Source organism: Bilifractor porci, assembly GCF_009696005.1.
Taxonomy (GTDB): Bacteria; Bacillota; Clostridia; order Lachnospirales; family Lachnospiraceae; genus Bilifractor; species Bilifractor porci.
In genome coordinates, this window is the sequence record NZ_VUMV01000002.1 from 261,106 (window position 1) to 274,616 (window position 13,511).

At 48.0% G+C, this 13,511-nt stretch carries 7 protein-coding genes; 6 read left to right on the forward strand and 1 reads right to left on the reverse strand.

All coding sequences use genetic code 11. The annotated features are described in order from the left end of the window. The first annotated feature begins 6 nt into the window (after nucleotides 1-6). From FYJ60_RS04035 to FYJ60_RS04045, 3 genes are all read left to right on the forward strand, one after another. The gene (locus tag FYJ60_RS04035) at nucleotides 7-3,393 is read left to right on the forward strand and encodes a hypothetical protein (RefSeq protein ID WP_154457279.1); all 3,387 of its coding nucleotides are present in this window, start codon (nucleotides 7-9) and stop codon (nucleotides 3,391-3,393) included. Between the two features lie 499 nt (nucleotides 3,394-3,892). After that, a complete protein-coding gene (locus tag FYJ60_RS04040) occupies nucleotides 3,893-5,266 on the forward strand; it encodes an MATE family efflux transporter (RefSeq protein WP_154457280.1) in 1,374 nt (457 codons plus the stop codon). A gap of 85 nt (nucleotides 5,267-5,351) precedes the next feature. Then, nucleotides 5,352-5,648, forward strand: a complete 297-nt coding sequence (locus FYJ60_RS04045) for a hypothetical protein (RefSeq protein ID WP_154457281.1) — start codon at nucleotides 5,352-5,354, stop codon at nucleotides 5,646-5,648. Nucleotides 5,649-5,664: 16 nt separating this feature from the next. On the opposite strand, the gene FYJ60_RS04050 is transcribed toward FYJ60_RS04045, so the two are convergent. Beyond that, complete coding sequence (locus FYJ60_RS04050; RefSeq protein WP_154457282.1) at nucleotides 5,665-8,130, reverse strand: YfhO family protein; 2,466 nt, start codon at nucleotides 8,128-8,130, stop codon at nucleotides 5,665-5,667. Between the two features lie 391 nt (nucleotides 8,131-8,521). Here FYJ60_RS04050 and FYJ60_RS04055 point away from each other — a divergent pair, with 391 nt between their 5' ends. The 3 genes from FYJ60_RS04055 (at nucleotide 8,522) to FYJ60_RS04065 (ending at nucleotide 13,409) form a co-directional block, all read left to right on the forward strand. Further along, nucleotides 8,522-9,433: a PrsW family glutamic-type intramembrane protease gene (locus FYJ60_RS04055; RefSeq protein WP_154457283.1), complete on the forward strand. Its 912-nt coding sequence runs from the start codon at nucleotides 8,522-8,524 to the stop codon at nucleotides 9,431-9,433. Between the two features lie 394 nt (nucleotides 9,434-9,827). Next, nucleotides 9,828-12,458 (forward strand): FAD-dependent oxidoreductase, encoded by a 2,631-nt coding sequence (locus FYJ60_RS04060; RefSeq protein ID WP_154457284.1) that lies wholly within the window; start codon nucleotides 9,828-9,830, stop codon nucleotides 12,456-12,458. A 66-nt stretch (nucleotides 12,459-12,524) separates the two neighbouring features. Next, nucleotides 12,525-13,409 carry a LysR family transcriptional regulator gene (locus tag FYJ60_RS04065; RefSeq protein WP_205838955.1) on the forward strand — a complete coding sequence of 295 codons (885 nt, stop codon included), beginning with the start codon at nucleotides 12,525-12,527 and terminating at the stop codon, nucleotides 13,407-13,409. Nucleotides 13,410-13,511 lie beyond the last annotated feature (102 nt).

The window sequence follows — 13,511 nt, forward strand, 5'->3', positions numbered from 1 at the left end:
GAAAAAATGAAGGGAAAGAGAAGTAAACGGTTGTCCGTATTTCTGGGAGCGCTCCTGTGCTTTGTGATGGTAATTGGGCTGCTTCCGACAAAGGCTCTGGCGGAGGGAGGCTCTTCTGCGGCAGAACCGGTGATGGAGGCCAGCCAGGAGGAGACAGAGGATCAAGCGGATAAAGAGGAAGAAGCGACAGAGCCGACAGCGGCTCCGATTATAACGCCGACGGCTGCGTCATCGGAAGGAACAGAAGAGCCTTCGGCTGTGCCGGCAACGACAAACACCAACACCCCGGAAGCTGAGACAGACAAGAAGAGCCAGGAAAATTCTCTGGATGAGGCTTCTCCAAAGAAGGCTCCGGCGAACCCGAAACAAAATTCCGGAGTAAAAGGAGATTCTGCCGATAACCCGGTCACGACGACGGAAGAATTGGCTGCGGCGGTCAGCGCTGCAGAAACAGGGGATACCATTTATTTAGGAAAAGGGCATTTTTCTCTCTACAATCAGAAAGCTGACGCAAAAAATAAGAATCTTACATTTATAGGTTCCGGTATCGCCAGTACCTTTTGGGGTATTGGCGCAGAGACTCCCGATCCTGAACATTTCGGTACAGAGTTTAACGGAGACTACAGCTTTGACAGCCGGTATAATGCCGGCGGAAAAGGTAATCTGACAGATACAACTATTAAATGGCAGAACATGACCCTGCAGTCGGGTGGATCTAATATCAATTATCTTGGGTTTATTGGAATCGGTCATACGATTGTAGAAAACTGCGTTGTTAATGGGGGAACCAATTATTGGGGGTATCAGGATAGTATTTTCAGAAATACTACATTCAATAATACTGCCGATTATGTTATGTGGACCAATACCGGGACGGCATACACTTTCGACGGATGTATTTTTAATGTAGCTGGAAAGACACTTAATGTTTATCGTGATTCTGTAAGCTCCTACGGTTCCACGCTGACAGTTAATTTAAATAACTGCACGATAAATTCCACAAAGCCAAATAAAAGCGTGCTGAACATTAAAGATCAGGGCGATAATCCGTGTGGCTGGGATTTTGTAATCAATGTAAACGGAAATATTGCGGTTTCGGGTCTGAATGCCAATTCCAGAACATGTTCCAGACTGTTCCAGGTTTACAATGATAAAAATACCGGAACAGTGAAACACTATGCCACGGTCAACATCAACGGTACGCCAGTCTGGAAAGACGGGGCGCGTGCAGTCGATCACAATTTTGACGGTATTACAGGTGGAAGCTACACAGATGGTACAGAGGGAGCTGGTTCTGCACAGTATACTGACGGTTATAAGGATAACGCATTTGACACATCCACAAGTGAATGGTTTACTAATGCCGACGGTTCTTCTTACCGTACAATAACAAAAATTTGTAGATATTGTGGATATGCAGAGACTTCCAAAGAGGAGAAACCTGCAGCTCCGAAGCAATGGGAATATTCTAAATCAAAGATGGCGACAAACCTGGACGAGCATTTTCAGTCGAATGTCAGTCTTACTCTGCCTTCTTCGGAACAGCAGCTGACAACAGAGATCTGTTTTGTGCTGGATGGTTCCAGTTATTCTAATACCGGCGAGAGTGCGCTTAAAATGCTCAGCTCACTGAAGGAAGCAGTTGCAGAAAGCGGAGCAAAGATTCAGGTTGATATTGTGGGATTCAAGCAGATCGCCTACGATGACGGCTCTTATGATCTGGCTACACAGTATGACGAGATTGCCAAAGCGTTCCAAAAGAAGCATTCCCACGGTACAAACATGCATGCGGGACTGCTGCTTGCAAAGGAGGTTCTGGCAAGAGATACCTCTATTCCCGACAGCCGGAAGTATATGATTCTTATATCAGATGGTGATTCTTATCTCTATTGTAAGAACGGAGATTATACAACGCCATATTCCCGTTCGTTTATCCCGGCTGCTTCTGCCGGAGGTCAGGCATATGGAGGCTTCTATGATGAGGCATGGTATAAACCAAGCGCACCATATGGAACGAATGTCGGACGTCCGAAGACAAATGATGTGATGGCGTGGGACAGATATCTGAAGGATATTGCTGATCGGAATGCAGAAAGCAATGGGGATTCCTACGAATATATATGGAATTATTACGATCATTTATGGGAGAATAAGACCCCAGAGGAGGTTTCCGCAGATGGTTTCAAAACGATGCCGACGGGTAATGCCATTACAGGAGAAAACACGAGGCAGGCATCTAATATAGATATGGCATACCTGTATGCAGCAAGCGCGTACAGTGAACTGGCACAGAAATATAATTGTTGCGCGCTGCAGGCACAAAGTCTGAATACTGCAGACGGAGGCAAGTCTGCCTTTATGGGTTATCTGAACAATGTTGGTAATGGAGGAACAGTAGATTTCCGTACAATCCGAAACGATATTGTCTATTATCTGGATGCTGGAAGTACAGTAGAAGATTATATGGGATATTCGGAGGGAAATTACAACTTTAATCTGGACGCTCCCTCTTCCATGGTGATTGTTGTTAAAGATGCGGACGGGAAGCAGAAAACGTATAATGCTGTTAAAATTAGTGAAAATAAGTACGGGTTCAAGCCTGTTGCAGACAGCGGAAATCCGGACAGCGGAGAAGACACCGCATATAGTTATGTAGCGGAATATTTCCCCGGAGACCGGCAGAAGACGGAACACCTTGTCTGGACGATCAATGTCCCGGTGACCAATTTTGAACACGTCAGCCTGAATTACACGCTGAAGCTGGAGAATCCCAAGACAGAACCGGGTACCTATGGACAATATGATGCCAACGGCTCTCAAAATTATGACGGCCTTTTCACCAATGGAAAAGCAGTGCTGAATCCGGTTGATTCCAAGGGACAGACGGGTGCACCGGAAGAGTTCGCCAAACCGACGGTTTCTTATACTGTTCCGGCGACCATTACGTATACCGATGGGGTTGAGAAGGAAGAAATCTTTGCGGATCAGGAGTACAAAGCGGAAATCGGACAGAAGACACCCCCGTTTGAAGGAACACCGGTCAGGGACGGTTATACATTTAAGGGATGGGCTCCTTCTGTTGCAGATACTGTTGCTGGAAATGTGAAATATACGGCAGTCTGGGAAAAGATAGCGGAAACTCCCGGTATAAACCCGACCCCCACAGATTCAGGAAAACCGGCTTCCCCTGCGCCTACGGGTTCGATAAAGCCTGCATCTCCGGCAAAACCGGCTGTTCCGGTAAAGACGGCTGTTACAGCACAAACAGCCGGTACTTCGCCGAAAACAGGAGACAGCAGCAGCCTGATGCTGTGGATGCTTCTGTTTGCCGCCGCGGCTGCCGGAACCATTGGTATCTGTGTGTATGCGAGAAAGAAGAAAAACATCAAATAATTGACTGAAGCTTCTGCCGCCAGATTTCGGTTTGGCGGCAGTTTTTTAACTTTTATTAAGAGGAAAGGTTTGTTTTGGCACGTTCTTCTTTGGATTCTATTAAGAAACAGCTGCTGAAAGAAAAGGAAAAGGCAGAAGTTCTGGCAGAAGCCTGGTGAAAGGTTTTCTATGAGGTAAAAAAGGATGGTACGCCTTATAAAAATGTAAGAAAAACGTTATCAGGGGCATCTTATCGCAGAATTCCTTATGCTTTCGACCCTTATCATAATGAATTGGACGTTCATGCATGGGGCGCTTATGGGAATGAAGAAGACACGATTCCTGCTTACACGGATCAAATTTCAGAGTGTAAAAAGCCCGAAAACATCCATGAGGGTATTTACGTTTTGATCTGAATGATATAAAAGATGTGGTGGCAGAAAGGACGCGTTATTGGACTGACCGCGCGGGGCAGGGGAATAGGCGTTGAAGAACCGGGTGGAGACAAGACAGGCTTATAATGAAAAAAGTAGATTTTGAGAATGGGAATATCACACAGAATATTCTGAAAACGGCTTTCCCGATGCTTATCGCGCAGATTCTGAATCTTCTGTACAGCATTGTGGACAGAATTTATATTGGAAGAATTCCGCGTACAGGCACACAGGCGCTTGGGGCAGTGGGACTCTGCTTTCCGATCATTATTATCATCACCGGTTTTACTAACATGTTCGGCCTTGGCGGAGCCCCTCTTTTTTCCATGGAACTGGGAAGAGGAGACAGGAAGGAGGCTGCCGAAATCCAGAATACGGCATTCCGGCTGCTTTTCCTGTCGGCACTGATTTTAACGATTCTGGGAGAACTTTTCGGAAGGGAGTTCCTGCTTCTGTTCGGGGCAGATGAGAGCGAGATCCCGGTTTCGCTGTCCTATCTGCGGATTTATCTTCTGGGAACTGTTTTTCTGATGATTTCCACGGGAATGAATTCCTATATCAATGCCCAGGGCTACGCCACGATCGGCATGTGCTCTGTAATAATCGGTGCGGCGGCCAATCTTGTCCTGGATCCGATTTTTATTTTTCAGGCCGGTATGGGAGTGAAGGGAGCCGCGATAGCGACCGTGCTGTCCCAGATTCTCTCTTTTCTGTATGTTATGAGCTTCCTGCGGGGGAAGAAAAACGAATTCCCGGTATCTTTTGGATTCCGGCTTCCGCATGCGGGAGAAATTGTCAGCCTCGGAACCGCGCCTTTTATCATGCAGTTTACAAATTCTCTGGTGCAGGTTGCCTGCAATCAGGTTCTTATGCAGTTTGGCGGCTCCATGTACGTGTCCGTCATGACCATTGTTTCCTCGGTCAGATCCATTCTGGACACGCCGGTATTTGCGGTGACAGAAGGAACATCACCTGCCATCAGTTATAATTACGGGGCGGAAAGGCCGGACAATGTCAAGAAAGCGGTTCGTGTCATGATGGCGCTGGCAGTGCCGTATACCTTTCTGGTGTGGCTTCTGATTCTGATGCGGCCGGTCTGGTTTATACGGATTTTCAGTACCGACCAGACCATTATGAAGGACGCTTCCCGTGCCCTGCATCTGTATTTTTTTGCTTTTATTTTTCAGTCGCTTCAGTACAGCGGACAGACGGTTTTTAAGGCGCTGAACAAGAAGAAAAGAGCCATCTTCTTCAGCCTTTTCCGGAAAGTGATTCTGGTTGTTCCACTGACCTATATTCTTCCGGGTGTCTTCGGACTTGGAACAGACGGGGTTTTTATCGCGGAACCGGTTTCCAATGTGGTCGGAGGGACGGCCTGCTTTCTTGTTATGCTGCTGACCGTCTGGCCGGAGCTGGACAGGATGAAAAAACAAAATAAGCAAAAGTCAGAGTATGGGTGAAGCTTCGTTAGAAAAAAAGTATAATAAATCCCGTTTACCCGGAAATACAGCAGTAATATAAAAAACGCAAAGCTGGGTTTCCGTATTGCAGGAATCTATTCTGGTGCTGACCTCTTTGAGCCATATTCTGGACGAGACAAACCGCAGGATAGATCTGTATCTTGAAGTGGACAGCGGAGAGAATATCCCTATCCTTTTCAGCTATATTGAGAACAAAAAGTACCACATCTCAAACCTGCAGAAAATGAAATCTCAGTCCGTTCTGAAGGATGATATCGCTGTTGTGTTCACGGTAGATATGAGGAAGAGAAAGCAGCACGAAATCTTCCTGGAGGAAATCAGCGCGCTGCCATATGTACACTATGTAGAAGAGATAAAGTGACGGCATTGCGCGGATTTCATATCTGTTTTTTTCGCCTTTTCCGGTCTGCAAGGGAAAACAGAACAAATGCGCTCAGTGACAGGAGGCTGATGGCTGCCCCGGCGGAAAGTCCCGGCGTCGTGTAATGAAATTCGATGCTGTGTGTTCCGGCAGGAATGCGGATCAGCATCATTCCTCCGGAATTGATGATTGCGGTTTCTTCTCCGTCTATAAAAGCTTTCCATCCGCTGTCATTCGGGACGGAAAAGTAGACGAGCTTGTCATCGGAATAATCGCTCTCGCAGATAAAGCCGTCAGAGGTTCTCTGGAAATTTCCTACGGCGCGGCCGGTATCGTACGCGACTCGTTCCGCCGCGACCTTCTGAAGCTCGTCGTCGGTCAGAACAATCTTCTCGACCGGACTGCTTTTGGACAAATTATCGGCACTGCGTCCGGAAGGGCTGTAGCCTTCCTGATCGCTGTCGAAAACAAGGCCTGCATTATCCGAAGGATCCAGTTTACCGGTTCCGGAGCCGGCTATTTTGTCTGTCGCGGCATCTGTCTGAATGGATTCCAGCGCGGTGCGAGAGGAAACGCAGGGGGTGAGATCGCTTACACCCTCATAGTCATCCTGCTGAATTACAGCGGATCTCAGGAGGACGAGTCCTCTCTCGCTTACGTCGATTTTTTTCAAGTCCTCCTCGGTAATCACCTGATCGACCGCAAAACCGATCGGGCACGCATTCCGCTCGACAACATAATAAGTTTTTCCATTCACTTCATATGTCCGGAGCGGCGTCCGCCCCTCCGGGTCAGTTGTTACATCATATTTTCCACCGAAAAGCTCCGCCAGTCCCGCATAAGATGTCTTGTCCAGTCTGCGTGCCTGCTTGTAAAAGTCGAACAGGCTGTCAAAATACACAATCGAATTTGAGACCGTCGAGCTGAAAATGCGCAGACCGGATGCTCCATTGGAATAAAGCATCATGTTTTCGTCGATATAGCGGTACTGCTCATCAATCGGCTCAAGCTGGCTGTATAGGCTTATTCTTTCGGTGTACTTCTCACTGACCCCGTCTGCAAACCGATAATAGCCCAGCGTGTATCCGGTTGTGAGGAGCGCAAAAACGGCAGTCCAGGCGGTGACGGCGCGGCAGAAATGCCGCGCGTTTGCCGAAAGCCGGTAGAGGATGAAAAGCCCGGCCAGCGCCACGGCAAAGATCAGAAGGAAAAATCCCCTGTGGCAGACCAGGCTGTTTTCCGTATCGTTCCACTTGATGAGATTCAAGGCGGCATAAAAGACGATAAGAACAACAGCGTTGGCAAGGATGGCCTTTTTCAGCACATCCCTGTTTTCCTTTCGTACCTCCTGTTCCATCACAATGGCAGAGGCAGACACCATCAATAATATCAGCATATACCACCAGCGCTGATTCGCTTCGGTGAACAGAAGAAACGCAGATGTCAGCAGAGGAGAGAAGGCGGCCACCAGCAAAACGCGCAGCATTCTGGAGAGCCAGTCTTTGTGTCTGCCGTGCAGATAGGCCAGGACGCCGCTCATACCGATCAGGGGCAGGTAAGCGGAAGTGGATGTCCACCTTCGGTTGTATACGGCGCTGCTGTCGTACATCGCCTCGCCCGGAAACAAAAATCCTTTGAGCAGGTACAGGAGCATCCGCGGTTCGGGAAAAAACTGTGACAGAAGAACCCGGACACTGCTTCTCTTATTTCCGGAAATGAACAGGATATTTGGGAGAAACAGAATTCCGGCGATCATGACGCCCCAAAGACCGGCAATACTGCAGAAAATCAGATTTCTGACAGTCAGCTTCAGATCTCTTTTTCCATATCGGAGGAAAAAATAGAGGATCAGAAAAACGACCTGTCCGACAAAGAAGAAATAGCTGTTCAGGCAGGAAAGCGCTGTTACGGCGATGAAATGCCTTCCGTCACGAAGGATGCATTTCCCCGACTTCATCATCCGGTCAAATTCCAAAAGAAGAAGGGGGAACAGAATTGTGGCATCGTGGAAAGTGTAGAATTCGAGATTCACTGCCTGAAAGCCGGAAAACGCGTAGAGCAGCGACCCGATCACAGCGTAATTATCATCACGTGTGAACTGGCGGATATAAAGAAACGAGGTCACTCCCGCAGCAATGTACTTCAAAACATAGAGCCACCCCATCAGACATGGCGTGGCGCTCACCGGGAACAGCATTGTGATCCAGAAGGAAATGCTTCCAAGGCCGTAAAAGCTGTACGCACCGACGGTCTGTGTTCCCAGGTCGACACCCCAGGACCACGACTGGCCGCCCAGAATGGCCTTGTGCATGCCGACACTAAAAGGAACCGCCTGTGCGTTGTAATCTCCGCACAGGGTAAATGCGCCTTTATTCATCAGAATCAGCCACAGAAACGAAAAAAAGGCGACAAGGGAGTTAATAAAAATGCATTGCCAGAGGGCATTATCTTTCTTCTTTATATACGAAAATTTCCTGAACATAAGCGATCCCGAAGTTATATATTTGATGCAGTGCTTTCTATTATAGCCGGGACTGTATCTGAATACAATTAAGCCGGTGTAAATTATGCTGCAGGAGGAAGATCAATGCGGATTACGATCATGTCGATTTATGATTTCCTTCTGAATGACAACAGTTTTGGGCTGTGATTTGCAAAGCATAGGCGTCAGACTGTAGAAACAAACAGGAAACATATTCAGGCGCGCAATAAATTAAATAGCCCCGGCATCATAAAATACCCGTGGTGTCGAATATCTTTTAATTCCGCAGAAAATGGGGCATAATAACACCCGTAATTATTCCCAGCACCGGATGTGCAGATAACGTGGGATCAAGACGGTATGTCTGTTGTGCAGACAAAAGGAGCAGAATATGGAAAACAGTACGGATTCCGTGGTTAATATTGCCGTGGATAAATACAGCGGCCGGGCAGACAAGACAGGTACAGATAACAAAAAGAAGCGAAGAAACCAGTTAGCGCTGACCTGCATTCTCATTCTTTTGTTTGCATACGGAATAGCCATCAATGAATCGGATTATATGGGAAACGCTCATACATCTGTTATTCAGTATCTTGAGGTGTACAGTGCCTTTTTACCGCTTTTTATATATATAGTACCGTTTGGGATTTGTATGAAATGGATCTGCGGCAAATATGAAATGGATGGACGGGAGCTTCTGGCTGCTGTTTTCTGCGGGGCATTTATTCCTGCTGCCTTTGCCGGTGAGCTGAATGGAGGCTTTGATGCTTTGATGAAATCTCTGATGGGTCATTCCTATTCTGACGCCTGGATCGGTTCGTTAGAAGCGGGAATCGTGGAGGAGATTCTGAAGCTGGCTGCAGCAGCAATGCTCTTATATGTGTTTGGCATGAGGGCGCTGAAACATTACCTGGTTATCGGAATGTGTGTCGGGATGGGATTTCAGATCGAAGAGGATATCGCGTATATCACAGAAAGCGGCTTTACTAAGGTGAATGAGGCATTTCCGACAGCGCTGGACAGGGTTACCGGTGCGCTTGGTTCACACTGGGCTTATGCGGCTGTTACGGCTGCCGGACTCTATCTGATTGTCAGAGCCCACGGCAGAAATCACAAGAGAAAAGGGATCGGATGGATTCTCCTTGTGATGACAGATCATTTTCTGTATGATACACCGATCGGAGACGCGCAGCTCTTTAACGCAATTCTTACTGCAGCGGTCGTGCTGCCTGTAATCCTTTTTTTCAGCAGCCCGGAGATGGAAGCAGAAGAGAAAGTTTACGATACGGAGCATATTGATTGATGCGGATGCCCGGCAGATCTTCTTCGGAGGACCGCTTGGAAGGCTTTGTTTCCGTCTGCTTTTCAGGAGGGATGAAGGAAAGATATTTTCGGCATAATACCGGAACAGAAAAGCATAAGACAACAGCCGGGGCTTAAAGCTCCGGCTGTTTGCTACAACATAAAGGCAGAAAATTTTTGCTGAGAGCAGAGGCGGAGCTCTCACTGGAAAGAATAGTCAGGGGAGCTGAAATCAGTCCCTCAATCATGCGAAATATCATAAGTAAAACTTATGAATAATACGAAATATATAATTTTACATTTTGCTATTCCTGATGTTATTCTTCAGATAAGACAGGAGAAAGATTATTTTCTGCTTTAAAAGACTGTGAAGCAGGTATCTGGAGGAAAATGGGATGAAATATGTGATTATTGGCGGCGTGGCTGCGGGAACGAAGGCTGCCGCAAAACTGAAGCGTCTGGATCGAAGCGCGAGTGTTGAAATTATTACCGAGAGTGACAGCATCTCTTATGCGGGCTGCGGACTGCCCTATTATATCGGTGGGGTAATTGCCGAGAAGGAAGAGCTTATTGTTAATTCCCCGGAAAAGTTTCAGTCACTGACAGGAGTGCAGGTGACGACCGGATGCAGGGCGGTGCAGTTAGAACCAGTGGGGAAAAAGATTGCCCTGCTGAACCTGTCCACGGGCGAACGTTTTGAAAAAGCGTATGACAGGCTGATTCTTGCCACCGGAGCCAGGCCTTTTGTTCCGGATATTCCGGGGACGGATCAGAAGGGGGTATTTACTGTCCGGACACCGGATGACGCGGAAGAGATCCGGTCTTATATTAAAAATAACGGATGCAGAACAGCTGCTGTTGTCGGCGCGGGATTTATCGGTCTGGAAGTGGCTGAGAATCTGATGGCACAGGGACTGAGGGTCACTGTCGTGGATATGGCAGGACAGATTCTTCCCGGAGTATTTGATCCTGAGATGGCAGATTACCTGAAGCGGAAGCTTCAGGACAGAGGGCTCCGCATTCTTACGGGTGCGGCACTGAAAGCGGTCACAGGCGGTGATAAGGCAGAAGGAATCCAGACATCCGCGGGTCCCGTCAGCGCAGATGTGGTTATTCTGTCTATAGGAATACGGCCTGCCACGGATTTTCTGAAAGGCAGCGGACTGGAAATGGCAAAGGAAATGATTCTGGCGGATCCGGAAATGAAGACCAGTTTGCCGGATATTTATACAGTAGGAGACTGTGCAGAGGTATTTAACCGGATTACCGGAAAACGGCAGTGGTCTCCAATGGGCTCCACAGCCAATATAACAGGAAGGCTGCTCGCCTGCTGTCTGGAAAAAAATTCCGGCAGGGATTCTGCAAAAGACACAGGCTGCTATGTCTCCGGCCATGCTCAGGAGGACGGGAGATATCATGGATGCCTTGGAACTGCCGTAGTGAAGCTGGCTGATGGCCTTTGTGCGGCCAGAACCGGGCTTACAGAGGGCGCTGCCAGAGAGTCCGGATTTGATCCGATCACGGTGATCAGTGTGCTGGATGATAAGCCGGCTTATTATCCGGGATCGGATTCGTTTATTATCAAGTTGATTGCAGACCGGAATTCACACCGTCTGCTGGGACATCAGGTAATTGGCGGCGGATCCGTAGACAAAATGAATGATATTGCCGTTACCGGAATTTCCCTGAAAGCCAGGGTAGAAGATTTCTGCGATATGGATTTTTCCTATGCGCCTCCTTTTTCCACCGCCATTCATCCGTTTGCGCAGGCCTGCTGCATTCTGAAGAATAAGATGGATGGTGTGCTGGAATCGTTTACGCCAGGGGAATATGCAGACGGAGCGGCCAAAGATTACCGGGTTATTGATGCCCAGCCGCAGCCGAAAATTCCCGGAGCTTTGTGGATTGACCTGACCAGAGTAAATGGGCCGGTAGAAGGACTGGGGCCGGATGAAAAACTGCTGCTTGTCTGCGCAAAAGGAAAACGGGGATATCTGCTACAAAACCGTCTGAAAGCGGCGGGCTACAAAAAAACGAGGGTTTTGGAAGGAGGGGCGTTTTTCAACCGGATCAAGGCGGGAACTGTCGGCGGACAGATTCCCCCGGAAGAAGTCAAGAGGGTAAAAGGGCTTGGATGCCTGCAGGACAAGCGGTATCCGGATGTTTTTAACATTCGGGTGATTACCAGAAACGGTAAAATCACTGCAGGGGAACAGAAGGTCCTCGCCGAAGCTGCGGAAAGATATGGATCCGGAGAGGTTACTATGACAACCCGTCTGACCGTGGAAGTGCAGGGCGTACATTACGACAGGCTTCAGGACGCCATGGATTTTTTGAATGAAAACGGGCTTTTGACCGGGGGAACGGGTTCAAAGGTGCGTCCTGTGGTATCCTGTAAGGGAACAACGTGTCAGTACGGACTTCTGGATACGTTCAGCCTGAGTGAAAAAATGCATGAAAGATTTTACGTGGGCTATCATGATGTCGTGCTCCCGCATAAATTTAAGATTGCCGTCGGAGGATGTCCGAATAACTGCGTAAAACCGGATCTGAACGATATTGGAATTATCGGGCAGAGAATTCCTCATATCAATATGGAAAAATGCCGCGGCTGCAGGAACTGCCAGATAGAAAAAGCGTGCCCGGTCCACGTGGCGGAAGTGAAGGAAGGAAAAATCCGGATTGATCCGGAGCGCTGCAATCACTGCGGCAGATGTGTCGGGAAATGTCCGTTTGGAGCCGTGGAAGATTATACAGACGGATATAAAATCTATCTGGGCGGACGCTGGGGCAAAAGAGTTGCCAGGGGACACGAACTTCAGAAAATTTTTACGTCAGAGGAAGAGGTTCTTGATTTTGTAGAGAAGGTTATTTTATTCTACAGAGAAGAGGGCGCTTCCGGCGAACGCTTCGCCGATATGGTTGAACGCCTGGGATTTGCGTACGTGCAGGACGGGCTGCTGCATGCAGAGCTGGACAAAAGCAGGGCTCTTAAGAAGGATGTTGTCGGAGGGGCAACCTGCTGACGGGATTTCCGTTTGATGACGCTCTTTTTGCGGGGCGGCAGGCTGTTTCAGAAAGGAGACGGGCTGATGCTGGATATCCGTACTCAAACATTTCTGACGGTATGTGAGACCATGAGTTATACAAAAGCTGCGGAACTATTACATGTTTCGCAGCCTGCTGTTTCCCAGCATATCCGGTTTCTGGAAGAAAACTATCACGTCAGGCTCTTTGTCCGGGATAAAAAGACACTGTATCTGACAAGAGAAGGAGAGGCGCTTCGGAGGGTCGCACTGCATACCAGAAATGATGAACAGAATTTAATTCGGGGGTTTCGTGAAAACCGGGACGGAAAACGGGAAATCCGGATTGGGGCGACCATTACGGTCGGGGAATTTATTCTTCCACAGCTTCTTGCGGACTGCATGAAAAAATATCCCTACAGTGAAGTACAGGCAACGATTTCAAACACCAGAAATCTGATCAGGGGACTGCGTGAAGGGCAACTGCATATGGCTTTGGTAGAAGGATATTTCGACCGTGATGAATTTGAAAGTATTCTATATGAAACCGAGCGTTTTGCGCCTTATTGCGGAAAGGAATACGTCTTTTCCAGGGAAATTCACAAGCTGGATGATCTTATGGCGGAACCTCTGATTATCCGGGAACCGGGTTCCGGGACGAGGGAGATTCTGGAAAAAAGTCTGATGCAGGTAAACAGAAGTCTGGAGGATTTTCGGCAAACCATACAGATCAACAGTATGTATGCCATTGTCCATCTTCTGGAAAACAATATGGGAATTACATTCATGTATGAAGCGGCTGCAAAAACCGGAATCCGACATGGAAGGCTAAGAGAAATACCGCTGGAAAATTATTCGGTTTCCCATGATATTTCCATGATCTGGAGTGCGGGGAGTGCTTTCCGCGATAAGTACAGGGAGGATGCGAGAAGGATTCTCGGCAAAGCATAACGGTCTGCCGGGGCAGAAATGTAAACAGGGAAGAACCATCACAAAAAATCCTATTTACATGTATTTTTTCACGCTTTACAAAGAACAGATCTATGCTATAAT

Excerpts from the sequence above, each read along its gene's own strand:
- FYJ60_RS04055 (WP_154457283.1), top strand. The coding sequence starts at position 8,522 with ATGGAAAACAGTACGGATTCCGTGGTTAATATTGCCGTGGATAAATAC.
- FYJ60_RS04065 (WP_205838955.1), top strand. The coding sequence starts at position 12,525 with ATGCTGGATATCCGTACTCAAACATTTCTGACGGTATGTGAGACCATG.
- FYJ60_RS04040 (WP_154457280.1), top strand. The coding sequence starts at position 3,893 with ATGAAAAAAGTAGATTTTGAGAATGGGAATATCACACAGAATATTCTG.
- FYJ60_RS04035 (WP_154457279.1), top strand. The coding sequence starts at position 7 with ATGAAGGGAAAGAGAAGTAAACGGTTGTCCGTATTTCTGGGAGCGCTC.
- FYJ60_RS04050 (WP_154457282.1), bottom strand. The coding sequence starts at position 8,130 with ATGTTCAGGAAATTTTCGTATATAAAGAAGAAAGATAATGCCCTCTGG.
- FYJ60_RS04060 (WP_154457284.1), top strand. The coding sequence starts at position 9,828 with ATGAAATATGTGATTATTGGCGGCGTGGCTGCGGGAACGAAGGCTGCC.